The organism is Paraburkholderia phenoliruptrix (assembly GCF_019511605.1).
Classification (GTDB): Bacteria; Pseudomonadota; Gammaproteobacteria; order Burkholderiales; family Burkholderiaceae; genus Paraburkholderia; species Paraburkholderia phenoliruptrix_A.
Map to the genome: position 1 here is coordinate 13,076 of NZ_JAEUAV010000003.1, position 24,940 is coordinate 38,015.

The 24,940-nt window shown below is 63.6% G+C and carries 25 protein-coding genes, 1 other RNA gene and 1 pseudogene; 16 read left to right on the top strand and 11 right to left on the bottom strand.

Annotation, left to right across the window (positions count from 1 at the left end; all coding sequences use genetic code 11):
- The first annotated feature begins 83 nt into the window (after positions 1–83).
- The 4 genes from JNB89_RS06215 (at position 84) to JNB89_RS06230 (ending at position 3,198) form a co-directional block, all read left to right on the top strand.
- On the top strand, positions 84–977 hold the full coding sequence (locus JNB89_RS06215) for a glutamate/aspartate ABC transporter substrate-binding protein (protein WP_013340472.1): 894 nt from the start codon (positions 84–86) through the stop codon (positions 975–977).
- An 81-nt stretch (positions 978–1,058) separates the two neighbouring features.
- The gene (locus tag JNB89_RS06220) at positions 1,059–1,799 is read left to right on the top strand and encodes an amino acid ABC transporter permease (RefSeq protein WP_013340471.1); all 741 of its coding nucleotides are present in this window, start codon (positions 1,059–1,061) and stop codon (positions 1,797–1,799) included.
- Complete coding sequence (gene gltK, locus JNB89_RS06225; protein WP_013340470.1) at positions 1,799–2,476, top strand: glutamate/aspartate ABC transporter permease GltK; 678 nt, start codon at positions 1,799–1,801, stop codon at positions 2,474–2,476. The genes JNB89_RS06220 and gltK overlap by 1 nt, the downstream gene beginning before the upstream one ends.
- Positions 2,473–3,198 (top strand): amino acid ABC transporter ATP-binding protein, encoded by a 726-nt coding sequence (locus tag JNB89_RS06230; protein WP_013340469.1) that lies wholly within the window; start codon positions 2,473–2,475, stop codon positions 3,196–3,198. The genes gltK and JNB89_RS06230 overlap by 4 nt, the downstream gene beginning before the upstream one ends.
- A 124-nt stretch (positions 3,199–3,322) precedes the next feature.
- On the opposite strand, the gene JNB89_RS06235 is transcribed toward JNB89_RS06230, so the two are convergent.
- Entirely contained in the window at positions 3,323–4,261 is a 939-nt protein-coding gene (locus tag JNB89_RS06235; RefSeq protein WP_135893029.1) for a class II glutamine amidotransferase, read from the bottom strand.
- Between the two features lie 232 nt (positions 4,262–4,493).
- On the opposite strand from JNB89_RS06235, the gene pyrC reads away from it, so the two are divergent.
- The 3 genes and pseudogenes from pyrC (at position 4,494) to rnpB (ending at position 6,929) form a co-directional block, all read left to right on the top strand.
- A complete protein-coding gene (pyrC, locus tag JNB89_RS06240; protein WP_220361671.1) occupies positions 4,494–5,555 on the top strand; it encodes a dihydroorotase in 1,062 nt (353 codons plus the stop codon).
- 12 nt (positions 5,556–5,567) lie between these two features.
- Positions 5,568–6,485 (top strand): annotated as a pseudogene (locus JNB89_RS06245) (DUF3025 domain-containing protein); the annotation flags it as partial.
- A gap of 21 nt (positions 6,486–6,506) precedes the next feature.
- Positions 6,507–6,929: RNase P RNA component class A (rnpB, locus tag JNB89_RS06250), an RNA gene on the top strand.
- Between the two features lie 121 nt (positions 6,930–7,050).
- Here the strand turns inward: rnpB and JNB89_RS06255 are convergent.
- The gene (locus tag JNB89_RS06255) at positions 7,051–7,473 is read right to left on the bottom strand and encodes an OsmC family protein (RefSeq protein WP_025602559.1); all 423 of its coding nucleotides are present in this window, start codon (positions 7,471–7,473) and stop codon (positions 7,051–7,053) included.
- A 641-nt stretch (positions 7,474–8,114) separates the two neighbouring features.
- Between JNB89_RS06255 and rplM the strand changes: the two genes are divergently transcribed.
- The 3 genes from rplM to erpA all read left to right on the top strand — a co-directional run bounded on the left by rplM (position 8,115) and on the right by erpA (position 9,653).
- Complete coding sequence (rplM, locus tag JNB89_RS06260) at positions 8,115–8,543, top strand: 50S ribosomal protein L13 (protein ID WP_013340465.1); 429 nt, start codon at positions 8,115–8,117, stop codon at positions 8,541–8,543.
- 11 nt (positions 8,544–8,554) lie between these two features.
- Positions 8,555–8,947, top strand: a complete 393-nt coding sequence (gene rpsI, locus JNB89_RS06265) for a 30S ribosomal protein S9 (protein WP_013340464.1) — start codon at positions 8,555–8,557, stop codon at positions 8,945–8,947.
- A 340-nt stretch (positions 8,948–9,287) separates the two neighbouring features.
- Positions 9,288–9,653, top strand: coding sequence for an iron-sulfur cluster insertion protein ErpA (gene erpA / locus JNB89_RS06270; protein ID WP_013340463.1), 366 nt, complete (start codon positions 9,288–9,290; stop codon positions 9,651–9,653).
- Positions 9,654–9,804: 151 nt separating this feature from the next.
- Here the strand turns inward: erpA and JNB89_RS06275 are convergent, their stop codons facing one another.
- Complete coding sequence (locus tag JNB89_RS06275) at positions 9,805–10,935, bottom strand: anhydro-N-acetylmuramic acid kinase (protein WP_220361834.1); 1,131 nt, start codon at positions 10,933–10,935, stop codon at positions 9,805–9,807.
- 241 nt (positions 10,936–11,176) lie between these two features.
- On the opposite strand from JNB89_RS06275, the gene tyrS reads away from it, so the two are divergent.
- The 3 genes from tyrS (at position 11,177) to JNB89_RS06290 (ending at position 13,677) form a co-directional block, all read left to right on the top strand.
- Positions 11,177–12,427 carry a tyrosine--tRNA ligase gene (tyrS, locus tag JNB89_RS06280; protein WP_013340461.1) on the top strand — a complete coding sequence of 417 codons (1,251 nt, stop codon included), beginning with the start codon at positions 11,177–11,179 and terminating at the stop codon, positions 12,425–12,427.
- 43 nt (positions 12,428–12,470) lie between these two features.
- Complete coding sequence (gene dtd, locus JNB89_RS06285) at positions 12,471–12,941, top strand: D-aminoacyl-tRNA deacylase (RefSeq protein WP_220361672.1); 471 nt, start codon at positions 12,471–12,473, stop codon at positions 12,939–12,941.
- 64 nt (positions 12,942–13,005) lie between these two features.
- Positions 13,006–13,677 (top strand): histidine phosphatase family protein, encoded by a 672-nt coding sequence (locus JNB89_RS06290; protein WP_013340459.1) that lies wholly within the window; start codon positions 13,006–13,008, stop codon positions 13,675–13,677.
- A 290-nt stretch (positions 13,678–13,967) separates the two neighbouring features.
- On the opposite strand, the gene ruvB is transcribed toward JNB89_RS06290, so the two are convergent.
- The 3 genes from ruvB to ruvC all read right to left on the bottom strand — a co-directional run bounded on the left by ruvB (position 13,968) and on the right by ruvC (position 16,387).
- Entirely contained in the window at positions 13,968–15,032 is a 1,065-nt protein-coding gene (gene ruvB / locus JNB89_RS06295; RefSeq protein ID WP_013340458.1) for a Holliday junction branch migration DNA helicase RuvB, read from the bottom strand.
- Positions 15,033–15,129: 97 nt separating this feature from the next.
- Positions 15,130–15,711 (bottom strand): Holliday junction branch migration protein RuvA, encoded by a 582-nt coding sequence (gene ruvA / locus JNB89_RS06300; RefSeq protein WP_013340457.1) that lies wholly within the window; start codon positions 15,709–15,711, stop codon positions 15,130–15,132.
- Between the two features lie 133 nt (positions 15,712–15,844).
- Positions 15,845–16,387 (bottom strand): crossover junction endodeoxyribonuclease RuvC, encoded by a 543-nt coding sequence (ruvC, locus tag JNB89_RS06305; RefSeq protein WP_013340456.1) that lies wholly within the window; start codon positions 16,385–16,387, stop codon positions 15,845–15,847.
- A 128-nt stretch (positions 16,388–16,515) separates the two neighbouring features.
- Between ruvC and JNB89_RS06310 the strand changes: the two genes are divergently transcribed.
- On the top strand, positions 16,516–16,755 hold the full coding sequence (locus JNB89_RS06310; RefSeq protein WP_013340455.1) for a hypothetical protein: 240 nt from the start codon (positions 16,516–16,518) through the stop codon (positions 16,753–16,755).
- Between the two features lie 155 nt (positions 16,756–16,910).
- Here the strand turns inward: JNB89_RS06310 and purH are convergent, their stop codons facing one another.
- The 5 genes from purH to JNB89_RS06335 form a co-directional block, all read right to left on the bottom strand.
- Entirely contained in the window at positions 16,911–18,476 is a 1,566-nt protein-coding gene (gene purH, locus JNB89_RS06315; protein WP_135893023.1) for a bifunctional phosphoribosylaminoimidazolecarboxamide formyltransferase/IMP cyclohydrolase, read from the bottom strand.
- A 55-nt stretch (positions 18,477–18,531) separates the two neighbouring features.
- Positions 18,532–18,765, bottom strand: a complete 234-nt coding sequence (locus tag JNB89_RS06320; RefSeq protein WP_006049915.1) for a Fis family transcriptional regulator — start codon at positions 18,763–18,765, stop codon at positions 18,532–18,534.
- Positions 18,762–19,838, bottom strand: coding sequence for a tRNA dihydrouridine synthase DusB (dusB, locus tag JNB89_RS06325; protein ID WP_220361673.1), 1,077 nt, complete (start codon positions 19,836–19,838; stop codon positions 18,762–18,764). The genes JNB89_RS06320 and dusB overlap by 4 nt, the downstream gene beginning before the upstream one ends.
- Before the next feature lie 304 nt (positions 19,839–20,142).
- Complete coding sequence (locus JNB89_RS06330; protein ID WP_220361674.1) at positions 20,143–21,567, bottom strand: UbiH/UbiF/VisC/COQ6 family ubiquinone biosynthesis hydroxylase; 1,425 nt, start codon at positions 21,565–21,567, stop codon at positions 20,143–20,145.
- A 6-nt stretch (positions 21,568–21,573) separates the two neighbouring features.
- On the bottom strand, positions 21,574–22,980 hold the full coding sequence (locus tag JNB89_RS06335) for an aminopeptidase P N-terminal domain-containing protein (RefSeq protein ID WP_220361675.1): 1,407 nt from the start codon (positions 22,978–22,980) through the stop codon (positions 21,574–21,576).
- A gap of 307 nt (positions 22,981–23,287) precedes the next feature.
- Here JNB89_RS06335 and JNB89_RS06340 point away from each other — a divergent pair, with 307 nt between their 5' ends.
- A complete protein-coding gene (locus JNB89_RS06340) occupies positions 23,288–23,902 on the top strand; it encodes a glutathione S-transferase C-terminal domain-containing protein (protein WP_198139990.1) in 615 nt (204 codons plus the stop codon).
- Positions 23,903–24,157: 255 nt separating this feature from the next.
- Complete coding sequence (locus JNB89_RS06345) at positions 24,158–24,916, top strand: M48 family metallopeptidase (RefSeq protein ID WP_220361676.1); 759 nt, start codon at positions 24,158–24,160, stop codon at positions 24,914–24,916.
- Positions 24,917–24,940: the final 24 nt, after the last annotated feature.

Genomic DNA, 24,940 nt, shown 5'->3' on the forward strand with positions numbered 1-24,940 from the left:
GCGCAACAACAATGGTTTATAGCCATACTTTCAGAATAATTACTTTGCTAAACTGGCGCCGGTTCTTGCCAAGGAGATCAAACATGAAGGTTAAAAAAGCTGCGCTGCTGCTCGCGACTCTCGGACTGTTTACGGTTGGCGCGCACGCGCAAGACGCCGGCACGCTGAAAAAAATCAAGGACACGGGCGTCATCTCGCTGGGCCATCGCGAATCGTCGATTCCGTTTTCTTACTACGACGACAAGCAGAATGTCATCGGCTATTCGCAGGAATTCGCGCTGAAGGTCGTTGAGGCCGTCAAGCAGAAGCTGAATGCGCCGAACCTGAAAGTGAAGCTGATTCCGGTCACGTCGCAAAACCGTATTCCGCTCGTGCAGAACGGCACGGTCGACATGGAGTGCGGCTCCACCACGAATAACGCTGAGCGCCAGCAACAGGTGGCGTTCTCGAACACGATCTTCGTGATCGGCACGCGTCTGATGACCAAGAAAGATTCCGGCATCAAGGACTGGGCCGACCTGAAGGGCAAGACGGTAGTCACCACCGCCGGCACCACGTCCGAGCGCCTGCTTCGCAAGATGAATCAGGACAAGAACATGGGCATGAACATCATCAGCGCGAAGGATCACGGCGAGTCGTTCCTGACGCTCTCCACCGGCCGCGCCGCTGCGTTCATGATGGACGACGCGCTGCTCGCGGGCGAGCGCGCCAAGTCGAACAATCCTGGCGACTTCGTGATCGTCGGCGCGCCGCAGTCGCATGAAGCTTACGGCTGCATGCTGCGCAAGAACGATCCGGAGTTCAAGAAGGTCGTCGACGATGCAATCGCGAAGCTCGAAACGTCGGGCGAAGCCGACAAGATCTACAAGAAGTGGTTTGAATCGCCGATCCCGCCGAAGGGCCTGAACCTCAACTTCCCGGCAAGCGACGACATCAAGGCGCTCTACAAGAGCCCGAATGACAAGGCAATCGATTAAACCTTAGCTGTTTTTTTGAAATGCTGAATGAAACGGAAGGGGCGCGCGCTTCTTCCGTTTCTTTTTGCTGGAGTCTTGGTCATGTCATATCACTGGAACTGGGGCATTCTGCTGAGTCCCGTCTCCACCGGCGAGCCGACCACTTACCTCGGCTGGCTGCTGTCGGGCTTCTGGGTGACGATTACCGTGTCGCTGTCGGCATGGGTGATCGCGCTGATCGTCGGTTCGTTTTTCGGCGTGCTGCGCACGGTGCCGAACAAGTGGGCGTCGGGCGTCGGCACGGTCTACGTCGCGATTTTCCGCAATATTCCGCTGATCGTGCAGTTCTTCACCTGGTATCTCGTGATACCGGAGTTGCTGCCGGTATCCATCGGCACCTGGTTCAAGCAACTGCCGCCGGGCGCGCAGTTCTTCTCCGCGTCGATCATCTGTCTGGGGCTTTTCACCGGCGCGCGCGTGTGCGAGCAGGTGCGCTCGGGCATCAACGCGTTGCCGCGCGGCCAGCGCGCCGCGGGCCTTGCAATGGGCTTCACGCAATGGCAGACGTACCGCTATGTGCTGCTGCCGGTTGCCTACCGGATCATCGTGCCGCCGCTCACGTCCGAGTTTCTGAACATCTTCAAGAACTCGGCGGTCGCCTCGACCATCGGTCTGCTCGATCTGTCCGCGCAGGCGCGCCAGCTCGTCGACTACACGTCGCAAACGTATGAGTCGTTTATTGCCGTCACGCTCGCGTACGTGTTGATCAATCTGGTCGTGATGCAACTGATGCGCTGGGTCGAAGCGAAGACCCGGTTGCCCGGCTATATCGGAGGCAAGTAATGCACCATTTCGACTGGAGCGGTATTCCGGGCGCAATGCCTACGCTGTGGACCGGCGCCATCGTCACTTTCAAGATTACGCTGATCGCGATTGTGATCGGCATTATCTGGGGCACGGTGCTCGCAATGTTGCGGCTGTCGTCGTTCAAGCCTTTCGAGTGGTTCGCGAAGGGCTATGTGACGATCTTCCGTTCGATCCCGCTGGTGATGGTCCTGCTGTGGTTCTTCCTGATCGTGCCGCAAGTGTTGCAGAACGTGCTCGGTCTGTCGGCGGACATCGACATTCGTCTCGCCTCGGCCATGGTAGCTTTCTCGCTGTTCGAGGCGGCGTATTACTCCGAGATCATTCGCGCGGGCATTCAGGCCGTGCCGCGCGGTCAGGTCAATGCGGCGTACGCGCTCGGCATGGGTTACGGACAGGCCATGCGCCTGATCGTGCTGCCGCAGGCGTTCCGCGCAATGGTGCCCTTGCTGCTCACGCAGGGCATCGTGCTGTTTCAGGACACGTCGCTCGTCTACGTGATCAGTCTCGCCGACTTCTTCCGCACCGCCACGAATATTGGCGACCGTGACGGCACGAATGTCGAAATGGTACTGTTCGCGGGCGCGTGTTACTTCGTGATCTGCGTGATTGCGTCGAGCCTCGTCAAAGGTCTTCAGAAAAAGGTCGCAAGATGATCTCTATCAAGAATGTTTCGAAGTGGTACGGCCAGTTTCAGGTGCTGACCGACTGCACGACGGAAGTCAAAAAGGGTGAAGTGGTCGTGGTGTGCGGGCCGTCCGGTTCGGGCAAATCCACGCTCATCAAAACGGTGAACGGCCTCGAGCCGTTCCAGAAGGGCGAGATCGTCATCAACGGCCAGTCGCTGACGGATAAGAAAACCAATCTGTCGAAACTGCGCTCGAAGGTCGGCATGGTGTTTCAGCACTTCGAGCTGTTCCCGCATCTGTCGATCGTGCAGAACCTCACGCTCGCGCAGATCAAGGTGCTTGGCCGCTCGAAGGACGAAGCGGCGGCGAAGGGTCTGAAGTTGCTCGACCGCGTCGGTTTGCGCGCGCATGCGGACAAATTTCCGGGGCAGTTGTCCGGCGGTCAGCAGCAGCGCGTGGCGATTGCCCGCGCGCTCTCGATGGACCCGATCGCCATGCTGTTCGACGAACCCACGTCGGCGCTCGATCCGGAAATGATCAACGAGGTGCTCGACGTAATGGTCGAACTCGCGCAGGAAGGCATGACCATGATGTGCGTGACGCACGAAATGGGCTTCGCGAAGAAGGTCGCGCACCGCGTGATTTTTATGGACAAGGGCTTGATCGTCGAAGACGACCGCAAGGAAGACTTCTTCGCCAACCCGAAATCCGACCGCGCGAAGGACTTTCTGGCGAAAATCCTGCACTGAGGTTGGGGCTGCCGCTGCCGCTGCGTGCCGTGCGCGGCAGCCGGCGCGTCAGACAAAAAAGCCGCTCGGGAGAGCGGCTTTTTTACTATCGGCTATAGATGCGCCGTGGCGGCCACGGCCTTGTTCACGACTCGAACGCCGCCGCGTCGTCTGCCGCTTCGAGATCCACTTCGAGTTCGGCCACAGCAGGCGTGGCCGCCGCGGAAGCGGCAATCGTGCTTGCCGAAGCAGACGCGTCGAGAGCCGGATTGCGCAGCTTCTCCAGAACCGAGGCCGGCACCGGCACATTCACACGGCCGATCACGTCGCCGTGCTGGAACATCAGCAGATCGCCGGGCGCAAACGCGGTCCACACCTCGTTGTCGGTGAGCGGCTGGGTGGCGATCACCGCGACGCGATCTTCGGGCGTGGTGTACTTGGCGAAGTCGATCGACACGTCTGCATCGACAAGATGCGCGGTGGAAAAGGGCCAGCGCCGCACGATGTAATGCAGATGCGTCGAACAATGCGCGAACAGCGCCTGGCCGTTCGACATGAGGAAGTTGAACACGCCGAACTGCGTGATCTCGCGCGTGAGCGTTTGCAGTGCGGCGAAGAGTTCGTTGAGCGGCGGTTGCTGCGCGCCGGGAAAGGTCTTGCGCAGACCTTCCAGCAGCGCGCAGAAGGCGAGTTCGCTGTCGGTCGTGCCCACCGGCTGATAGACACCCGACAGCACCGGCGAATAGTCCTTCAGGTCGCCGTTGTGCGCGAAGATCCAATGCCGCCCCCACAGCTCACGCATGAACGGGTGGCAGTTTTCCAGAAGGATGTGCCCCTGCGTCGCCTTGCGGATATGCGCGATGGTGTTCTTCGATTTGATCGGATAGCGCTTGACCATTTCCGCGATCGGCGAGGTCGCCGACGACTGATGGTCGATGAACAGGCGACACGCTTTGTCTTCGAAGAAGGCGATGCCCCAGCCGTCGGCATGGTGGTCGGTGACGCCGCCGCGCGCCGCGAAGCCGGTGAACGAAAACGTGACGTCCGTCGGCGCGGCGCAGTTCATTCCGAGAAGTTGGCACATGTTGCGGGTGAGCCTGTGAACGGGGCGAGCCGTTACAATGATGATTTTCCAAGCATATCACCGAGCCAGAAGCGCCAAATAGCAAAATTGACGTGTATTCAGGCCGCAACACGACGGTTTGAACTCGTCGACGGCACTTTGCGGGCGTTGTTCATTCGCCGCAGTTTCCATCTGCCGCAGTTTCCATTTGGTTTCCAATCAGTTTCCGTTCCGCTTTCGTTCTTCACTCGCCATGACCGCTCCCCACGCTTCCCCCGATTCCATCACGCTAGCCCGCCCGGATGACTGGCACCTGCACGTGCGCGACGGCGCCATGCTGGCGGCGGTGTTGCCGGATACCGCGCGCCAGTTCGGCCGCGCGATCATCATGCCGAATCTGAAACCGCCGGTCACCACGACGGCGATGGCGCAGGCGTACCGCGAGCGGATTGTCGCCGCCATTCCGGCGGGTGCGCAGTTCGAGCCGCTCATGACGCTGTACCTGACCGACAACACACCGCCCGACGAGATTCGCCGCGCGCGTCAAAGCGGCATCGTGCATGGCGTGAAACTGTATCCGGCGGGCGCAACCACGAACTCGGACGCGGGCGTAACCGACATCATGAAGTGCGCGAAAACGCTGGAAACGATGCAGGAAACCGGCATGCCGCTGCTCGTGCACGGCGAGGTGACCGACTCGTCGATCGATCTGTTCGACCGCGAGAAGGTTTTTATCGACCGGGTGATGACGCCGCTGCGCCGCGACTTCCCGGCGCTGAAAGTGGTGTTCGAGCACATCACGACGAAAGACGCGGTGGACTACATCCGCGAAGCCGGCGCGCCGGCCAACCTATTGGGCGCGACGATTACCGCGCACCATCTGCTCTACAACCGCAATGCGATTTTCCAGGGCGGCATCCGCCCGCATTACTATTGCCTGCCGGTGTTGAAGCGCGAAACGCATCGCCTCGCGCTGGTCGAAGCGGCAACCTCGGGCAATCCGCGCTTTTTCCTCGGCACCGACAGCGCGCCGCATCCGAAGGGTCTGAAGGAGCACGCGTGCGGCTGCGCGGGCTGCTATACGGCGCTGCACGCGCTCGAGTTGTACACCGAGGCTTTCGACAAAGCCGGGGCGCTCGACAAGCTCGAAGGCTTTGCGAGCTTCTACGGTGCCGACTTTTACGGTCTGCCGCGCAATGCCGGCAAAGTCACGCTGCGCCGCGAGGAGTGGACGCTGCCGGCGGAGTTGCCGGTCGGCGATACACCGGTGGTGCCGCTGCGCGGCGGCGAATCGATCGGTTGGCGGCTGGTCTGAGGCGCGACTGAGATGCCGCAGCGCGAGGCGGGGCGGGGGAGCGTGGAGGAATCCACGGGAGGCAACGCGTGCGCCGCAAGCTCCCGCGGCAGCAGGCCCACACCATCCGCCACGCTGTCCCCAAGCGCGCAGCCCGGGTTTGCTGCAATCGACTGGTCCAAGCCGTGGTTTGCCCAGTTCGCGGTGCGCGGCCAGCGCTGGCAGCGCGCCGCGCTCACCAGCTACGCGGCGCTGCTCGCCGAAATGAACGCCGACGCCGCGCAAACCGGGCAGCTGACAGGCCGCGGCGAGCGGCTCGCCTTCATCGCGCAGGACGACTTGCCGCCCGGCTCCGCCTATGAGGCGCACATCGCCTCCACGGGCTGCGTGCCGACGCGCCACAATCTGCATGACTTCTTCAACGCGTCGATGTGGTTTGCCTTTCCGCGCATCAAGGCGGCGCTCAACGCGCGGCAGTCTGCAGCTATCGACCTGCTCGGCGTTGGCCCAACGCGCGGCGGCGTGCGCGATGCGCTGACGCTGTTCGACGAAAACGCGCTGTTGTTCGCGTGCGCCGACCCGGCGCTGAGTGCTGCGCTGCGCGGCTTCGATTGGCGCACGCTGTTGCTGGAGCGGCGCGACGCGTGGGGCGTCAGTTGCGAAGTGCGCTGCTTCGGCCACGCGCTGCTTGAGAAGCTGATCGCGCCGTTCAAGGCCTGCACGGGACACGCGTGGATCGTCCATGTGCCGCCCGCCTATTTCGGATGGGACGCCGCCGCGCGCGACGCATGGCTGGATGATGCCGTCAGCGCGGCTTTGCTAGGCACCGAAGCTCTGACCAGCCGGGCGTTCGCGCCGCTTCCGGTGCTGGGTATTCCCGGCTGGTGGCCGGCAAACGAAGAGCCCGCTTTCTACGACGACAAGTCGGTGTTCCGCGCGGGCCGGCGCGCAGATGCTAGAATCGGCGCCAGCAAAGCAGGCCAGGCAGTCGCGGCCTCGGCGGTTTCACGAGTTGAAGCCAACGAGGGCGAGGAAAGTCCGGACTCCACAGGGCAGGGTGATGGCTAACGGCCATCCGTGGCGACACGCGGAACAGGGCAACAGAAAGCAAACCGCCGATGGCCCGGCGCAAGCCGGGATCAGGTAAGGGTGAAACGGTGCGGTAAGAGCGCACCGCGGCTGCTGCAAGGCAGACCGGCACGGTAACCTCCACCCGGAGCAATTCCAAGTAGGCAGGCGCGCATCTTCGAGATGCAGGGCGGGGCCCCCGTCTCGTCTGCGGGTAGGAAGCTTGAGCGCGTCAGTAATGGCGCGCCTAGAGGAATGGCTGCCACGCGCGTCGCGTTTTCGGACGTTGCGCGTGCACAGAATCCGGCTTATCGGCGTGCTTTGCCACCTCACAAAAAATGCCGGCGTCTTTTGGACGCCGGCATTTTCATTGGTGGGCCGGAAAGCCTCAGCCGCGGCTTTTAAACGGCGCCTTGCAGCCCGCCACGCTCAGTGCCGTGCGCAGCGCTCAGTTCGCCACGATGTCGAACGAATGAGTCAGTTCCGCCGTCTTCGCGATCATGATCGACGCCGAGCAATATTTGTCGTGCGACAGGTTGATTGCGCGTTCCACGGTTGCCGGGTTGAGGTTCTTGCCCGTCACCGTGAAGTGGAAGTGGATTTTCGTGAACACTTTCGGGTCTTCGCTGGCGCGCTCCGCCTTCAGCGTGACCGAGCAGCCGGCGATTTCCTGGCGGCTTTTCTTCAGGATCATGACGACGTCGTAGGCGGTGCAGCCGCCCGTGCCGAGCAGGACCATTTCCATGGGACGCGGCGCGAGATTGCGGCCGCCGCCTTCCGGCGCGCCGTCCATCGCGACCAGGTGGCCGCTGCCGGTCTCGGCCGCGAACGCCATTCCGTCCTGTCCCATCCAGCTTACTTTGCATTCCATGCTGTACTCCACCGCGCTTCGCTATATCGAAACGGCATTGTAGCCCGGCCTCTCCGTGTGCGCCCGGGGCGACTTTGGCGCCAAATTATGCGCAATCGTGGCTTGCTTGTTGCGACGCGGCATGTTCGGTCGGCGCCGGCGAGTGGGTCGCAATTTAGGGTTTTACTCTAGGTGCGGGCGGTGCCTCGTGCCGGCTACAGGCCAGACCCCCGAATTTTGCGGGCATTGGGACCAGTATCCGGCGCATGTCCACAATCCACATTATGAAATTCAATTTCGCGATGCAAATGTTCTTGCGTCGCACAAGAATGCTTCATATAATTGCCCCATCGGTTGCAGCAGTGCGCAACCTCCGCTGTCTCCTCCACCTCCTCCTTTGGTGGATTAAACCCGAACCACTTGTTCGGGTTTTTTTTCGCCCTTATTCCGCGGTTGCGGCAAGGCGCCGCGAGGCGCGCTCAACGCGTCTTTCGCGTCGAGTCCCGTACATTTTGACTTGACGTTGCAAATTCCTTTATAATTCAGGGCTTTTCCGCATCCGCGCCCGCGGAGGAAGAACAGGGAGAGCCTGCACGCGCCTCGATGCGCACACTACAAGCAGGAAAAAACACATTGGGCGCAGCAATTTTTTTGGATCGATCATGAAGACGTTTTCCGCAAAAGCCCATGAGGTGGCGCGCGAATGGTACGTGATTGACGCGACGGATAAGGTTCTCGGGCGTGTCGCCAGCGAAGTGGCACACCGTCTTCGCGGCAAGCACAAGCCTGAATTCACTCCGCACGTCGACACGGGTGATTTCATCATCGTTATCAACGCCGGCAAGCTGAAGGTCACGGGCAACAAGACCACTGACAAGAAGTACTACCGTCACTCGGGCTACCCGGGCGGTATTTACGAAACGACGTTCGGCAAGATGCAGGAACGCTTCCCGGGCCGCGCGCTCGAGAAGGCGGTCAAAGGCATGCTGCCGAAGGGCCCGCTCGGCTACGCGATGATCAAGAAGCTGAAGGTCTACGCTGACGCAACGCATCCGCATTCGGCGCAACAGCCGAAGGCGCTCGAGATCTAAGGGGAGCCCACATGATCGGTAACTGGAATTACGGCACGGGCCGCCGCAAGAGCGCCGTCGCACGCGTGTTCATCAAGGCAGGCAAGGGCGACATCGTTGTGAACGGCAAGCCTATCGCCGATTACTTCTCGCGCGAAACGTCGCTGATGATCGTGCGTCAGCCGCTGGAACTCACGAACCACGCTGCCACGTTCGACATCAAGGTCAACGTGACGGGTGGCGGTGAAACGGGTCAGGCCGGTGCGGTTCGCCACGGCATCACCCGCGCGCTGATGGACTACGACGCAACGCTGAAGCCGGAACTGTCGAAGGCTGGCTTCGTTACGCGTGACGCTCGCGAAGTGGAACGTAAGAAGGTCGGTTTCCACAAGGCACGTCGCCGGAAGCAATTCTCGAAGCGTTAATCCGTTTCGTGTGCGAACCGGCCCCTCGCCGGAACGCAGCAAAAGCCGCCAACGCTGTCGCGAAGGCGGCTTTTTTTATTCCCTGCGGGAGCAGCCATGCAGCGATGGCGATCCGGCTTTTACGGCGCGGCAGTTCCTGGCCGTCTGCGTTTGCGCGGCCGCGCTCCATCCAGGCAGCAAGTTCGACGCCGCCGCGCCGCCTTTTCCACTCGCCGCGCGAACGCACTTGCGCGCCGGCCGTCAAACCGGATTTCTGTAAGAACCCATTGATTTTGTGGGCTTCGGCACGATATCGAGATCAGCCCTACAATAGCGGTTAGAAGCTTTCTGGAGAGTTCGAATGAACGCAGTCACCGAAACACCCGTGACCGAGATGCCGGCCCCCTTCGTTTTTACCGACGCAGCGGCTGACAAGGTCAAGCAACTGATCGAAGAAGAAGGCAATGCGGACCTGAAACTGCGCGTTTTCGTGCAGGGCGGCGGCTGCTCGGGCTTTCAATACGGTTTTACGTTCGACGAAGCCGTGAACGAAGACGACACCGTCATGAACAAGAGCGGCGTGCAATTGTTGATCGACTCGATGAGCTACCAGTATCTGGTTGGCGCCGAGATCGACTACAAGGACGACATTAACGGCGCGCAATTCGTCATCAAGAATCCGAACGCAACCACGACTTGCGGTTGCGGCTCGTCGTTCTCGGTTTAAAAGCCGCTCAGGCAGCACATTGCCAGAAACGGGGCTACGGCCCCGTTTTTGTTGCCTGCCGCGCACCGAAAAGCGCGGCCCGCATTCGCCCCGAATCCAACGCCATGCGCGCCCGCCAACGCGTCAACGCGCAAACGCCGAGGCGCAGCCGTCAGCGCGGATAAATCGCGCCAAGCACCCGCGGCGCGCTGGCGCCCGTGACCGCCGACAGATTGCCCGGCAGGCGCGCGACGCAGCGCATGGCAAGCCACGCGAACGCAAGCGGCTCGACCTGGCTGGGCGGCACGCCGAGCGCGTCGGTGGTCATGACGGGCACGCCGCGCACGCCGCTGTCTTCCAGCGCCTGTTGCAGCGCCTTCATCACCTCCGGATTACGCGCGCCTCCCCCGCACACATAGACTGCTTTCGCGTCCGAAGCGTGTCGCTCGATTTCCCTTGCAATCGTCACTGCAGTCAATGCGACGAGCGTTGCCTGGACGTCCGCGGGCGCGAGCGAGGCAAACGGCTTTAGCTTCGCGTCGAGCCACTCGGTGTTGAACAGATCGCGCCCCGTGCTTTTGGGCGGCTGCTGCGCAAAGTACGGCTCGTCGAGCAACGCACTCAGTAGCGAGCGGTCCACCTGGCCGGCGGCCGCGAAGTGCCCGTTTTCGTCGAACGGTTTGCCGAGGTGGCGTTGCGCCCACTCGTCGAGGAGCGCGTTCGCCGGGCCGCAATCGAAGCCGCGCACGTTGCCGGTCGCATGCAAAATCGTAATGTTGCTGATGCCGCCAAGGTTGCAAACCACGCGCGTCTCGTCTTTCGCGCCGAACACCGTCGCGTGAAACGCCGGCACGAGCGGCGCGCCCTGGCCGCCCGCCGCGACGTCGCGGCTGCGGAAATCGGCGACCACGTCGATATGCATCATCTCGGCGAGCAGCGCCGGATTGTTGATCTGCCGCGTATAGCCCTTTTCCGGCCGGTGCCGCACCGTCTGCCCGTGCACGCCGATCGCGCGCACTTCGGCGGCTGGCACGTGGCACTCGCGCAGCAGTTCGTGACAGCACACCGTATACCGCGTGGCGAGCGCGTTGGCGGCAAGCGCCTCGCGTTCTATTTCGTTCTCGCCGGGCTGTTGCAGCGCGAACAGCGCCTCACGCAAGCCCGCCGCGAAACCGACGAACGCCTCGGCCAGCACCACAGGCGGCTCGCCCTCGGCGAAGCGTACGGCTACCCCATCCACGCCGTCCATGCTGGTGCCGGACATCAATCCAAAGTAGACGCCGTCTGCGGAGTCTTGCGCCACGTTGCTGCTCCTGTCGATGGTTTTTCGTTGCGGGTTCACTGCTGCGTCCTGATCGCTTGTCTGCCAAGGTTGTAGCAGATTATCGACGCAAGCGCGGTTCAATATGAAGCGCCCGCCTTGTTTGCGCGCACGGCCGGCTGCGGATTTCTCGTCGCCCGCCCGCGCTCGCCACGGCTTTGGAGGGCGCGGCGGCGCGCATCTATGGGACAATCTGTTTTTTTCGCGACTTCACGTTTCCAGCATGAGCACCGAGTCCAACAAGCCGAACCCCGCCCCCGCCTTTCCGATCACCGACGAAGTCCGTCACGCGCTCGCCGTCACCAAGCGGGGCGTCGACGAATTGCTGATCGAGGACGAATTCGCGCAAAAACTCGCGAGAAGCGCGGCAACCGGCACGCCGCTGCGCATCAAGCTCGGGCTCGATCCGACCGCGCCCGACATTCACATCGGCCACACGGTGGTGCTCAACAAGATGCGCCAGTTGCAGGACCTGGGTCACACGGTGATTTTCCTGATCGGCGATTTCACCTCGCTGATCGGCGATCCGTCGGGCCGCAACGCCACGCGCCCGCCGCTCACGCGCGAACAGATCGAATCGAACGCAAAGACGTATTTCGAGCAGGCCGCGCTGGTGCTCGACCGCGAGAAGACCGAAATCCGCTACAACAGCGAATGGTCGATGCCGCTCGGCGCCGACGGCATGATCAAGCTCGCGTCGCGCTACACGGTGGCGCGCATTCTCGAGCGCGAGGACTTTACCAAGCGTTTCCAGAGCGGCGTTCCCATTTCGATCCACGAATTTCTGTACCCGCTCATGCAGGGCTACGACTCCGTCGCGCTCAATGCAGACCTGGAACTCGGCGGCACCGACCAGAAGTTCAACCTGCTGGTCGGCCGCGAATTGCAGAAGCAGTATGGCCAGGAACAACAGTGCATTCTGACCATGCCGCTACTCGAAGGGCTCGACGGCGTGGAAAAAATGTCGAAGTCGAAGAACAACTACATCGGCATCAGCGAAAAGCCGACAGACATGTTCGGCAAGCTGATGAGCATTTCCGACACGCTGATGTGGCGTTACTTCGAACTGCTGTCGTTCCGTCCGATGGACGAAATCGCGGCGTTCAGGAAAGAGGCCGAGGCCGGGCGCAATCCGCGCGATTTCAAGGTCATGCTGGGCCAGGAAATCGTGGCACGCTTCCATTCGCAGGCCGACGCCGAGCGTGCGCTGGAAGACTTCAACCACCGCGCGAAGGGCGGCGTGCCGGACGATATTCCCGCAGTCGCGCTCAGCGGCGCGCCGCTTGCCATCGGCCAGTTGCTGAAGCAGGCGAACCTCGTGCCGTCGACGAGCGAAGCGCTGCGCAATATCGAGCAGGGCGGCGTGAAAATCGACGGTGCGACCGTGTCCGACAAGGGCCTGAAAGTCGAGGCCGGCGAGTACGTCGTGCAGGTGGGCAAGCGCCGCTTTGCTCGCGTTTCGCTAACAGCCTGAGCTTGCGAGCCATGCATCGAACTGCGAAGCCGGAGTCGGCACGATGATCGCGTTGATCCAGCGCGTGCGGCGCGCCGAGGTGCGCGTCGTGGAAGGGCAAAGCGAACGCGTGACCGGCGCAATCGACGCTGGCCTGCTCGCACTCGTGTGTGCGGAGCGCGGCGACACCGAAGCGGCCGCCGACCGGCTGCTTGCCAAGGTGCTCGGCTACCGCGTGTTCAGCGACGCCGCCGGCAAGATGAACCTGTCGGTGCAGAACGTGGACGGAGCGGGCCGCGCGGGCGGCTTGTTGCTGGTCTCGCAGTTCACGCTGGCCGCGGACACCAACAGCGGCCTGCGGCCGAGCTTCACGCCAGCCGCCCCGCCGGACGAAGGCAAGCGCCTCTTCGACTATTTCGTTGCCGCGGCGCGCGCCAGACATCCGATCGTCGAGACCGGCGAATTCGGCGCCGAGATGCAGGTTTCGCTCGTCAACGACGGTCCCGTCACCTTGTGGCTGCAGACCCACGCCTGAGTTGCGCGCGGTTCTTGCGACAATAGCGGCTCGACACCACCGGCGAACAGCGCCACCTTCACCCATGACCACGCAGATCCTGTTTATCCGGCACGGCGAGACCGAGTGGAACCGCATCAAGCGCATTCAAGGGCATATCGACATTCCGCTCGCGGCGGTCGGCCTCGAGCAGGCGCAACATCTTGCCCGCCGTATCGCGGACGAAGCGAAGCGCGGCGCGCGGCTGGATGCGATCTATTCGAGCGACCTGCAACGCGCGCGGCAAACCGCGCAGCCGGTCGCGGATGCGCTTGGCTTGCCGGTGCAATTGCGCGAGGGTTTGCGCGAGCGCTCCTACGGCGCATTCCAGGGCCACGACAGCGATGAAATCGCCGCGCGTTTTCCGGATGAATATGCGCACTGGCAGACCCGCGACCCCGGCTTCGCGCCGCCCGAGGGCGAGTCGCAGCGCGCGTTCTATCACCGGGTGCTGCATGCCATCGAGCCGCTGGTTGCCGCGCATCCTGGCGGCCGGATTGCCTGCGTTGCGCATGGCGGCGTGCTCGACTGCGTGCGCCGCTTCGCATGCGGTTTGCCGCTCGATGCGCCGCGCGACTACGCGTTGCTGAATACGAGCGTGAACGTGGTGAATTTCGACGACGGCCGCGCGACGATAGTCTCGTGGGGCGATGTATCGCATCTCGACGCGCCGGGCGCCGACGATAGTTTCAGAAAGGTCCCGGAACCGGGCCGTTAATCGCGACGGGCTTGTTGCGCGTTGCTGTGCGCGAATCCGCTTTGCGCACAGCGGCCATGCGGCGGTGCGCTCGCCCTGACATTCCCGTCAACACGGTAGTCGGACCACAGTCGCAACGAGGCGCACTCCGGGCCAGGTCGCCGCACGGCGCATCGGCAGCTCATGCGCGACCTGCCGCTGGGCGCTTGTGCAAGTGTGCCGCAAGAGCGGCCCTCTCTCGTTTCATTCGAGACTTCTTGCATTGCCTCGCAGCCCCGGCGCGCGCGCTGCGGGTGGGAGTCAGGCCGCGCTCAGGTCGCAGGCGAGTCCCAGAGGCCCGGCAGGGAGCTCGACGAGTCCGGCGCCGCGAGCCCGAAGTGCCGGTACGTGAGCAGCGTGGCGACGCGGCCGCGCGGCGTGCGCTGCAGGAAGCCTTGCTGGATCAGGTACGGCTCAAGGACATCTTCGATGGTGTCCCGCTCTTCGCCGATTGCGGCCGCCAGATTGTCGACGCCGACAGGTCCGCCGTCGAACTTGTGCAGGATCGCTTCGAGCAGCTTGCGGTCCATCAGGTCGAAGCCGACCGGGTCGACGTCAAGCATGCTCAGCGCCGCATCCGCCACCTGCGCGGTGATGTTGCCGTCGGCCTTGACTTCGGCGAAATCGCGCACGCGCCGCAGCAGCCGGTTGGCAATACGGGGCGTGCCGCGCGCGCGCCTCGCGATTTCAAACGCGCCGTCAGGATGAATCTGTGCATTGAGCAGCGAAGCTGAACGCGTGACGATACGCGCAAGCTCTTCCGCGTTATAGAACTCGAGCCGCGCGACGATGCCGAAGCGATCGCGCAGCGGATTGGTGAGCATGCCCGCGCGGGTGGTCGCGCCCACCAGTGTGAACGGCTGCAGGTCCAGCTTCACGCTGCGCGCGGCCGGCCCTTCGCCGATCATGATGTCGATCTGATAATCCTCGAGCGCGGGGTACAGAATTTCCTCGACGACCGGCGAGAGCCGGTGAATTTCGTCGATGAACAGTACGTCGTTCGCTTCGAGATTGGTCAGCAGCGCGGCGAGGTCGCCGGCACGCTCGAGCACCGGCCCGGAGGTTTGCCGCAGGTTCACGCCCATTTCGCGCGCAATAATGTGCGCGAGCGTGGTCTTGCCCAACCCCGGCGGCCCGAACAGCAACACGTGGTCAAGCGACTCCGAGCGCCGGCGGGCGGCCTCGATAAAGATTTCCAGCTGGCCGCGCACTTTCTCCTGCCCGACATATTCTTCGAGCTGGCGCGGGCGCAACGCGCGTTCGAACGCTTCCTCGTTCGGCGAGACGGGCGTGGCCGCGATGATGCGCTCGGCGGCGAGTTTGTCGGTTTCGATCATGCGGTCATTGTACCGCGCGAGGCGCGGCGCGAAATCGGCCGAATGGCCAGGATGCGCTAGGGGCGCAGATTGCTCACGGCTCCCGCCCGCCCAACGCTCACGCCTTGGACAAAGCCTTCAACGCAAGCTTGATTCCGTCCGACACGCCGGTTCCGGCCGGCACGTTCTTGATCGCGGCAAGGGCTTCCTTCTCCGAGTAACCCAACGCGAGCAGCGCGTTGAGAATGTCGGACGCGTGGTCGGACGCCGACACGGCGCCGGCCATTGCACCGAGGTCCGCGCCGAGCTTGCCCTTCAGTTCGAGCAGCAGCCGCTCGGCGGTCTTCTTGCCGATGCCGGGCACGCGCGTGAGGCGCGCGGCGTCCTGCAGCGTGACCGTCTGCGAGAGTTCGTGCACGCTCATGCCGGAGAGCACGGCGAGCGCCATGCGGGCGCCAATGCCGGAAATCTTCAGCAGCTCGCGGAAGGTGGAACGTTCCTCGGCGGTGCCGAAGCCGTACAGCAGATGCGCGTCTTCGCGCACGATCATTTGCGTGAGCAGCACGACCCGCTCGCCGGTGGACGGCAGGTTGTAGAACGTGCTCATCGGTACATCGACTTCATAACCGACGCCGTTGCAGTCGACGAGCAGATGCGGCGGGTTTTTTTCCAGCAGAACGCCGGCAATGCGACCGATCATGGCGAGTTCGAACTTGTGAGAAAGGGCGAGTGTAGCGCAGCGCGTGCGCGCCGCCGATCGCGGCGGCATGCACCACGCGAAAAAACGCTTGCCGCATGCGCGCGGCGGCGCTTCGTGAGAAGACGCCGCGAGATTATCCGACGAGGCGCCCGCGTCTGACGCGCAATCCTTTTTTCGCCAGCGACGGTGCGATCCCGCCGAGCGTGCCCAAGGTCGTGCCGCCGTGCGCGTGACAGATCGCCATGCCGAGCGCGTCGGCGGCGTCGGTGCCCGGCACGCCGGACAGGCTCAATAGCCGCACGACCATCTGCTGCATCTGCTCCTTGGTCGCGCGGCCGTAGCCGACCACGGCCTGCTTCAACTGCAAAGCGGTGTATTCGGCAACCGGCACGCCGCCCGCGACGAGGCCGCAAATCGCCGCGCCGCGCGCCTGGCCGAGCAGCAAGGTGGACTGTGGGTTGACGTTGACGAAGACTTTTTCGATCGCCGCTTGATCCGGCGAGTGCTGGCGGATCAGTGTCGAAATGCCGTCGAAAATAGTGCCGAGCCGCGACGGCAGGTCGGCGTCGGCAGTTTTGATGACGCCGCTCGCCACATAGCTGAGCGTGTGTCCGCTCTGGTCGATCACGCCGAAGCCGGTGACGCGCAAGCCGGGGTCGATGCCGAGAATTCTCATGAAATGCCGCATATGCGGTTAAGGCCAAGTGCCTGCGATACTACAACAGACACGCCGCCCGGCGGCCCGCAAAGCGTGGCGCAAGCGGAATAAAAACTGCTGGTGCTGTCAGCCGGAGGTGATTGCGTATGCAGCGCTATGGAAACAGAAGTGGGAAGTCAGGCGTCGTCGCGTATGAGATCGGCGACAACTTCGTCGCCGCTCGCTTCAACTCGGGCACGACGTACTGGTACTCCGAAAGCAGCGTCGGCGAAACACATGTCGCGGCGCTCAAGCGACTCGCGAAGCGGGGCGAGGGCCTCGGCACCTACATCAGCCAGCATCCCGAAGTGAGGGACCATTACGAGCGCAAGGACCCGCCGGATTGATGCCGCGAGCACGTGTTGCGGACTTGCGTCCGCCGCCGCCAACCCCCACAAAAACAGAACGGCCCAGCGGAAATTCCCGCCAGGCCGTTCCAATGTCTCTTACAGCGGCTGCACCAGCCAGCCCCCGTTCAAGCGAACCTCAATTCAAGCGAAACTCAATGCCGGAAGTGACGCACGCCCGTCAGCACCATCGCGATGTTGTGCTCATCGGCGGCGCTCACCACTTCGTCGTCGCGCATCGAGCCGCCCGGCTGGATCACGCAGGTCGCGCCCGCAGCCACGACCACGTCCAGGCCGTCGCGGAACGGGAAGAATGCGTCCGACGCCACGGCCGAGCCCGCCAGCGTCAAGCCGGCATTCTGCGCCTTGATGCTGGCGATGCGCGCCGAGTCCACACGGCTCATCTGGCCCGCGCCGACGCCGAGCGTCATGCCGTTGGCGCAGAACACGATTGCGTTCGACTTCACGTACTTCGCGACGCGCCATGCGAACAACAGGTCGTCCATTTCCTTCGGCGTGGGGTGACGCTTCGTGACCACGCGCAGTTCGCGCGGCTGCACATTCTTCGAATCCAGCGATTGAACCAGCAGACCGCCGCCCACGCGCTTCAGATCGAATGTGTTATGGCCGTCGCCCAATGCGATTTCCAGCAGCCGCACGTTCTGCTTGGCCGCGAACACCTGGCGCGCCTCGCTGCTGAACGACGGCGCGATCAGCACTTCGACGAACTGCTTCGCCACCGCTTGCGCCGCGGCTTCGTCCACTTCGCGATTGAAGGCGATGATCCCGCCGAACGCCGACGTCGGGTCGGTCTGGAACGCCTTCGAATACGCTTCGTTCGCGTTGGCGCCCACCGCCACGCCACACGGATTCGCATGCTTGACGATCACGCAGGCCGGCACGTCGAAGGTCTTCACGCATTCCCATGCGGCGTCGGAGTCTGCGATGTTGTTGTACGACAGTTCCTTACCCTGCAACTGGTTGTAGTTCGCGAGCGCGCCGGCCGGCACCGACAGATCGCGATAGAACGCGGCGCTCTGATGCGGATTTTCGCCATAGCGCAAGTCCTGCACCTTGCTGAAGGCGAGGTTGAACGTAGCCGGGTACGTGTTGCGCGACGTGTGCTGCAATTCCTCGGTGAGGCTCGTCAGGTAGTTCGTGATCGCGCCGTCGTACTGCGCGGTATGCGCGAAAACCTTGGTCGCGAGACGGAAATTGGTCTTGTACGACACGCTGTTGTTGCTCGCGCGCATTTCGTCCAGCACCAGCGCGTAGTCGGCCGGATCGACCACGACGGTCACGTCGCGATGATTCTTCGCGGCCGAGCGCAGCATGGTCGGGCCGCCAATGTCGATGTTCTCGATAGCGTCTTCAAGCGAGCACTCTTCTTTCGAGACCGTCTGCACGAACGGGTACAGGTTCACGACGAGCAGGTCGATGGTCGGAATGTCGTGCTTTTCGAGCGCGGCCATGTGTTCCGGCAGGTCGCGGCGCGCCAGAATGCCGCCGTGCACCTTCGGATGCAGCGTTTTCACGCGCCCGTCCAGCATTTCCGGGAAGCCCGTGTAGTCGGCGACTTCGGTGACGGAGAGGCCCGCGTCCGCGAGCAGTTTCGCGGTGCCGCCGGTCGACAGGATCTTGACGCCGAGGTCCGACAGCGACCTGGCGAAGTCGACGATGCCGGACTTGTCGGAAACGGAGATGAGCGCTTGCTTGATCATGATGAAGACGAAAAGCCGAAGGGAAACGTGGCAGGGCGCGAGAAAACTACCTGCGCTACAACAGGCCGTGCTGTTGCAGCTTCTTGCGCAGCGTATTGCGGTTGATGCCGAGATACTCGGCGGCCAGCGACTGATTGCCGCCGGCCTGCTCGAGCACCACTTCGAGCAGGGGTTTTTCCACGCACGAAATCACCATGTCATAGACGTCGTGCGGATTGGAGCCGTCGAGGTCCTGGAAGTAAATGCCCAGGCTGTCGCGGACAGATTGTTCGATGTTGTTCTTGCTCATGCTGCTAGTCGGTCGGTGTGGTCCTCGCCGCTCGCGCCCGCTTCCGGGTTGCCAACGGCTTCGTCGACGTAGACGAGGCGCTCGGAGATCGCCTTCTGTGCGTCGAAAAATTCGTTGACGGCGAGGAGTTGTTCGCGCGTGGTGTCGAGCGTATTCATGCGATGCCGGAACACGTTGGCGCCAGAAAGGCCGCGAGTGTACCAGCCGATGTGCTTGCGCGCAGTGCGAACGCCTGTAAATTCCCCGTAGAACGCGTAGTGATCTTCCAGGTGCTCGTTCATGACCTGCTGGATTTCGTCGATGCGCGGCGGCGGCAGCAGATCGCCCGTTTGCAGGAAATGCTCGATCTCGCGGAAAAGCCACGGGCGCCCCTGCGCCGCGCGGCCGATCATGATGGCGTCCGCGCCGGTCACGGCGAGCACGTGGCGCGCCTTTTCCGGCGACGTTATGTCGCCGTTGGCCACCACCGGAATACGCACGGCGGCCTTCACGGCGGCAATGGTCTCGTATTCGGCCTCGCCGTGGTACAGGTCGGCCCGCGTGCGGCCATGCACGGTCAGCATGGAAATGCCGGCGGCCTCCGCGAGCCGCGCGACGTTCAGCGCGTTGCGGTTCTCGCGATTCCAGCCGGTGCGAATTTTCAGCGTGACCGGCACGGCGTCGGGACCGACGCCCACTGCGCCCACCACCGCCTCGACGATGCGCTGCACGAGCGGCTCGTTCTGCAACAGGGCCGAGCCCGCCGCCACGTTGCACACCTTCTTGGCTGGGCAGCCCATATTGATGTCGATGATCTGCGCGCCGTTCGCCACGTTGTAGCGTGCGGCTTCGGCCATCATTGCGGGGTCGGCGCCGGCGATCTGCACGGCGATCGGCTCGACCTCGCCCGCGTGGTTCGCGCGGCGCATGGTCTTCTCGCTCTTCCACAACTGCGCGTTTGACGCGACCATTTCCGACACCGCATAGCCCGCGCCGAGCCGCTTGCAAAGCTGCCGGAACGGACGGTCGGTCACGCCGGCCATGGGCGCGACGAACAGGTTATTGCGCAGATTGTGCGAGCCAATGGTGGGCATGACGTACGTGGACGCGCGCAGTGCCGATTGCGCAAAGTGTCAATCGGAGCGTTCGCGAAATGCGAGGGAAAACCGCTATTTTAGCGTTAACGGATGGCCCGCACTTCGGTGACGGGTGCTGTAAGTCGTTAAATTGCCTATGAAAGTGGCCGTCGTCATAGAGAATGGGGGCTCGCGCGGTGCGCTTTACTTTGCGCCCGAAAGCGGATTCGCCCGCTGCTTTTTACCGCGGCTCAGGCGGGTGCCGGGCCGGCGGGCCACACCGATGTGCCGCCGGCCGCATGACTCGAGAAGCGCGCCACGCTCAGCGGCGTTGGCCGAACATCATCTGCCGCGCCAGCGCGGTTTTCACCGGCGGCGCGAATTCCAGCGCGGTCAGCGCAAGGCCGCGCAAGATCGCGAGCGGTGCGAAGTCGACGGTGAACAGGCGCGCGAGCGTGTCGGTGGCGCCAATCGTCATGCGTCGGTCGAGTGCGCGGCGCTGTGCGAAGGTAGCCAGCGCGAGCGGCGTCGGACCTTCGGCCGACAATGCGTCGACGAGCGCATGCGCGTCGCGCAAGCCGAGATTCAGGCCTTGGCCCGCCACCGGATGCAGCGTCTGCGCCGCATTGCCGATTGCGACGACGCGGCCCTTCACCAGCGTGTCGACCGCGTTGAGCCCGAGCGGAAACGACGCGCGTCCCTTGATGTGCGTGAAGCGTCCCATGCGCGTGCCGAACGCGGTGCCGAGTTCGCGCAGGAATGCGTCGTCGGGAAGTTGCGCGCGGCGCGCGGCTTCGTCAGGCGCGCAGCACCAGACGAGCGCGTAGTCGGCGCCGCGCACGCCGCCCATTGGCAGCAGGGCGATCGGGCCTTCCGGCGTGAAGCGCTCCCACGCGACGTGCGGTTGCGGCGCCGACACGCTGACCGTGCCGACCAGCGCCGTCTGGCCGTAGTCGCGCGTGCCGGATTTGTCGCGGCGCCGGGCGTGCTTGCCGTTACCGTGATTCGCGCTTTCGTTGTGTGCATGCGCGCCGAAGTCGCCTTCTTCGGCGCGGGCGTTCAGCGTATCGGGCTCTGCAGCTTGGGCCCTCGCGGCGGCGGGGCCATCTGCGGCATCAGCGCCAGGGCCGTGTGCGGCGTGCTCGTCACCGCCTTTTGCGCTGTGCCGCCCTTGGTGCCTGTCGCCCTTCTGATCGCCGAACAGACCCCCTTCGGCACTTACCAGAATCCGCGTGCGCAGCCGCCGCGTGACGCCCGCGGTTTCGATCGGCAGCGTCACGCCGTCTTCTTCCTGGACCGGCGCTCCGGCGGAGGTCGAACGGAACCAGTGGACCGGCGTGGCGCGCACCGCTTCGGCGAGACCGTGCACGATCGAGCCATAGCGCAGCACGTAACCGAGCGCGGGCAGGCCGTGCTCGCTGTGGTCGATCAGCGTGCGGCCGAAATGTCCGCGCTGCGACACGTGGATGCGCTGGATCGCGGTGGCGTCGGCGGGCCAGCGCAGCGGTTCGAGAATCATGCGGCTGCCGTGCGACACGGCAATCGCGCGCGGGTCCGCAACCGAATCCTCGGGCTCGCGGGCGTCGATCAGCGCGATCTTCAGCTCGCGCGTGACGCTGCGCCGCGCGAGCCAACCGGCAAGCGCGAGTCCGACCGGACCGGCGCCGACAATCGTCACGTCGAAATCGAAGGTCTGCTCCAGCGCGCGCGGCTTCAGAATGACCGTCGACGGGGAAACATCGTTCATTGCGGATTACTTCCTTGTTTCGTGAGCCGTGCGAGCTTCCTGCATGAGCGCCTCGATTTCGTCGGCGGCCACCGGCACGTCGCGCGTAATCAGCTCGCAGCCCGTTGGCGTGACGATCGCGTCGTCTTCGATACGAATGCCGATGTTCCAGTAGCGCTCGGGCACGCCTTGCGCCGGACGGATGTACAGGCCCGGCTCGATGGTGAGCGTCATCGAAGCCTGCAGCGTGCGCCACGGCAGCACGCCCGCTTCGTCGCGCGGCGCGCCGCGCTCGCGGTAGTCGCCCACGTCGTGCACGTCCATGCCGAGCCAGTGGCCCGTGCGGTGCATATAGAAGGGCGCATAGGCGCGCTCGGCGATCACGTCGTCGGCAGAAGCGAACTTCGTCCGCTCGACGATGCCCGTGTCGAGCAAGCCTTGCGACAGCACGCGCAGCGCCGCCTGGTGCGGGTCGTCGAAGCTGGCGCCGGCGCGCGTTGCGGCGACCGCCGCCTGCTGCGCGGCCAGCACGATGTCGTAGAGTTCGCGCTGCGCCGCCGTGAAGCGGCCGCTCGCGGGAAAAGTGCGGGTAATGTCGGACGCGTAGCCGTCCAGCTCGCACGCCGCGTCGATCAGAATCAGATCGCCTTCCTGCGCAATCGCGTTGCCGGCCGGGTAGTGCAGCACGCACGCGTTGGCGCCCGCCGCGACGATCGACGTATAAGCCGGCGCCTGCGCACCGAACTTGCGGAACGTATAGAGCAGTTCCGCTTCTAGCTCGTACTCGCGCACGCCGGGCCGGCACGCGGCCATTGCGCGGCGGTGCGCCTGCGCCGAAATCTGCCCGGCGCGGCGCATGATGGCGAGCTCGTGGTCGTCCTTGATGAGACGCATGTCGTCGAGCAACGGCACCAGATCGTGCGCCGCCGTGGGCGCCGCGACGCCGCCGCGGCCCTGCATGCGCACCGCCTCCAGCCAGCCGCGCACCTGGCCGTCGAGCTTGTCCGACGCGCCGAGCGCGTAGTACAGCGAGGGCTTGTCGGCGAGAAGCCGCGGCAGCTGCGCGTCGATTTCACCGAAGGGGAATGCAGCGTCGAAGCCGAAAGCGACGCGCGCGCCGTCGGGCCCGAAGCGAAAGCCCTCCCAGATTTCGCGCTCGACGTTTTTCTCGCGGCAGAACAGGATCGACGCGGGTTCGCCCGGCGCCGCGCTGGCGTCGAGCACGAGCAGCGCCTCAGGCTCGGTGAAGCCGGTCAGATAGTAGAAGTAGCTGTCGTGCCGGTACGGGTAATCGGCGTCCCGGTTACGCAACGCTTCGGGCGCGGTCGGCACGATGGCGACGCCGCCTCCCGCAGCGCGCAGCGCGGCGAGTACGCGCTCGCGGCGCGTGCGGTAGACGTCGATGGCGATAGTGGGTTCGGTCGGCTGGTTCATCGTGCGATTGTAGCGCCCAATGCATCGGCGGATTTCGCGCGGGCACGCAGCAGCGGGCGCGGTTTGTCTGGCGCTGGGTGCTTGCTCGGGTGGGGCGGGGCTGTCGCCGCGCTCAGCGCCTGGCTACGCGGCGCGCGCCCGCCACCGTCCCTGGCCATTCGGCCGTCTGGACAGCACCCGCGCCGCACGGCAATGTTGCAATCCATCCACAGCCGGCGCGCGACTGGCTCGCGAAGAGCGCGCGCGGCTCTCGCGCACGCCGCCAAGCACTTATACTTTCGCCGGATTCAGGAAAAGGCAGATGGCAATGATCAAACTCATCGGTTCGCTCGCCAGCCCGTTCGTGCGCAAGGCGCGTATCGTGCTGGCCGACAAGAAGATCGACTACGAGCTGGTGCCCGAGAACGTTTGGGCGCCGGATACCCGCATCCATACCTTCAATCCGCTCGGCAAGGTGCCGTGCCTCGTGATGGAAGACGGCGAAGCGGTGTTCGACTCGCGCGTGATCTGCGAGTACGTGGACACGCTGTCGCCGGTCGGCAAGCTGATCCCGCAGTCGGGGCGCGAGCGCATCGAGGTGCGGTGCTGGGAAGCGCTTGCCGACGGCCTGCTCGACGCCGCCGTGCTGATTCGCCTGGAAAGCACGCAGCGCGCGCCGGAGCAGCGCGTCGACGCGTGGGTCGCGCGCCAGCAGCGCAAGATAGACGAAGCGCTGCTCGCCATGTCACAAGGCCTCGCCGCCAAGCCCTGGTGCGCGGGCAACCACTACACGCTCGCCGACATTGCAGTGGGCTGTGCGCTAGGTTATCTGGACTTCCGCATGCCGGAGTTGAACTGGCGCGACGCGCACCCGAATCTCGACAAGCATTTTCAGAAGCTCTCGCTGCGCCAGTCGTTTATCGACACGGTGCCGGCTGGCTGAGCGGCTCAAGCCGGGCCGCTGAAGATTACGGCAAGTTTGCAAAATACCGTTAATCGTAATTACGAAATCATGAAATAATGCTTTCAGTTGTGGTAAAAAGCGCCTTCCACAGGCGCTTTTTTTTCGCCCGCAATGTGGGGCAATGGTTATGCAGTCAAACTGTCCGGCATGATTTAGCGTCGAATGCGGCCATTGCGAATGGGCGGCGAGTTGATCGCGCCGTCGAACGAATAACACCACAAAGAGACTTTCACGATGAAACCGTATCGCTTTGTTATTGCTGCTTCCGCGTGCTCGCTGTTCGCCGCATGTTCCAATGTCAGCAGCCTTGATCCGTCCTCGCTGGTCCAGTCGGGCCAACTGGCCACGCAGGCCGCCATGCTGTCGGACTCGGACGTCCGCGCGCTCAGCGACAAGTCCTGCGCGCAGCTCGACAAGGAAAACACCGTGGCGCCCGCCAATAGCAAGTACCAGAAACGCCTGAACAAGATTGCCGCGCAACTGGGCGACAACATTAACGGCACGCCGGTGAATTACAAGGTCTACATGACCAAGGAAGTCAATGCGTGGGCCATGGCCAATGGCTGCGTGCGAGTCTACAGCGGCCTGATGGACATGATGAACGACAACGAAGTGCGCGGCGTGGTCGGCCATGAAATGGGCCACGTGGCGCTCGGCCACACGAAGAAGGCAATGCAGGTGGCGTACGCAACCTCGGCGGTGCGCTCGGTGACCTCTTCCGCGGGCGGTATTGCCGGCGCGCTGTCCGGTTCGCAATTGGGCGAATTTTCGGAGAAGCTGATTAACGCGCAATTCTCGCAGTCGCAGGAAAGCGCGGCTGACGATTATTCGTTCGATTTGCAGAAAAAGAAAAACCTGGACCCGTCTGGCCTCGTCACGGCATTCAACAAACTCGCTCAAATGGATGGCGGCCAATCCAGTATGTTGAGTTCGCATCCGGCGTCGCCGGCGCGTGCGCAGCATATTCAGCAACGCATTGCGTCGAATCAGTAACGAGTATCTGGCTTCTGAACGCGC

What these genes read in the sequence shown, in the direction of transcription:
- JNB89_RS06230 (WP_013340469.1), top strand. Translation starts at nt 2,473, where the DNA reads ATGATCTCTATCAAGAATGTTTCGAAGTGGTACGGCCAGTTTCAGGTG.
- JNB89_RS06320 (WP_006049915.1), bottom strand. Translation starts at nt 18,765, where the DNA reads ATGAGCAAGAACAACATCGAACAATCTGTCCGCGACAGCCTGGGCATT.
- tyrS (WP_013340461.1), top strand. Translation starts at nt 11,177, where the DNA reads ATGAGCACCGAGTCCAACAAGCCGAACCCCGCCCCCGCCTTTCCGATC.
- purH (WP_135893023.1), bottom strand. Translation starts at nt 18,476, where the DNA reads ATGATCAAGCAAGCGCTCATCTCCGTTTCCGACAAGTCCGGCATCGTC.
- pyrC (WP_220361671.1), top strand. Translation starts at nt 4,494, where the DNA reads ATGACCGCTCCCCACGCTTCCCCCGATTCCATCACGCTAGCCCGCCCG.
- ruvB (WP_013340458.1), bottom strand. Translation starts at nt 15,032, where the DNA reads ATGATCGAAACCGACAAACTCGCCGCCGAGCGCATCATCGCGGCCACG.
- ruvC (WP_013340456.1), bottom strand. Translation starts at nt 16,387, where the DNA reads ATGAGAATTCTCGGCATCGACCCCGGCTTGCGCGTCACCGGCTTCGGC.
- JNB89_RS06220 (WP_013340471.1), top strand. Translation starts at nt 1,059, where the DNA reads ATGTCATATCACTGGAACTGGGGCATTCTGCTGAGTCCCGTCTCCACC.
- JNB89_RS06310 (WP_013340455.1), top strand. Translation starts at nt 16,516, where the DNA reads ATGCAGCGCTATGGAAACAGAAGTGGGAAGTCAGGCGTCGTCGCGTAT.
- JNB89_RS06290 (WP_013340459.1), top strand. Translation starts at nt 13,006, where the DNA reads ATGACCACGCAGATCCTGTTTATCCGGCACGGCGAGACCGAGTGGAAC.
- dusB (WP_220361673.1), bottom strand. Translation starts at nt 19,838, where the DNA reads ATGCCCACCATTGGCTCGCACAATCTGCGCAATAACCTGTTCGTCGCG.
- JNB89_RS06345 (WP_220361676.1), top strand. Translation starts at nt 24,158, where the DNA reads ATGAAACCGTATCGCTTTGTTATTGCTGCTTCCGCGTGCTCGCTGTTC.
- JNB89_RS06235 (WP_135893029.1), bottom strand. Translation starts at nt 4,261, where the DNA reads ATGTGCCAACTTCTCGGAATGAACTGCGCCGCGCCGACGGACGTCACG.
- JNB89_RS06215 (WP_013340472.1), top strand. Translation starts at nt 84, where the DNA reads ATGAAGGTTAAAAAAGCTGCGCTGCTGCTCGCGACTCTCGGACTGTTT.
- ruvA (WP_013340457.1), bottom strand. Translation starts at nt 15,711, where the DNA reads ATGATCGGTCGCATTGCCGGCGTTCTGCTGGAAAAAAACCCGCCGCAT.
- JNB89_RS06330 (WP_220361674.1), bottom strand. Translation starts at nt 21,567, where the DNA reads ATGAACGATGTTTCCCCGTCGACGGTCATTCTGAAGCCGCGCGCGCTG.
- rplM (WP_013340465.1), top strand. Translation starts at nt 8,115, where the DNA reads ATGAAGACGTTTTCCGCAAAAGCCCATGAGGTGGCGCGCGAATGGTAC.
- rpsI (WP_013340464.1), top strand. Translation starts at nt 8,555, where the DNA reads ATGATCGGTAACTGGAATTACGGCACGGGCCGCCGCAAGAGCGCCGTC.
- JNB89_RS06340 (WP_198139990.1), top strand. Translation starts at nt 23,288, where the DNA reads ATGATCAAACTCATCGGTTCGCTCGCCAGCCCGTTCGTGCGCAAGGCG.
- dtd (WP_220361672.1), top strand. Translation starts at nt 12,471, where the DNA reads ATGATCGCGTTGATCCAGCGCGTGCGGCGCGCCGAGGTGCGCGTCGTG.
- JNB89_RS06255 (WP_025602559.1), bottom strand. Translation starts at nt 7,473, where the DNA reads ATGGAATGCAAAGTAAGCTGGATGGGACAGGACGGAATGGCGTTCGCG.
- JNB89_RS06335 (WP_220361675.1), bottom strand. Translation starts at nt 22,980, where the DNA reads ATGAACCAGCCGACCGAACCCACTATCGCCATCGACGTCTACCGCACG.
- gltK (WP_013340470.1), top strand. Translation starts at nt 1,799, where the DNA reads ATGCACCATTTCGACTGGAGCGGTATTCCGGGCGCAATGCCTACGCTG.
- erpA (WP_013340463.1), top strand. Translation starts at nt 9,288, where the DNA reads ATGAACGCAGTCACCGAAACACCCGTGACCGAGATGCCGGCCCCCTTC.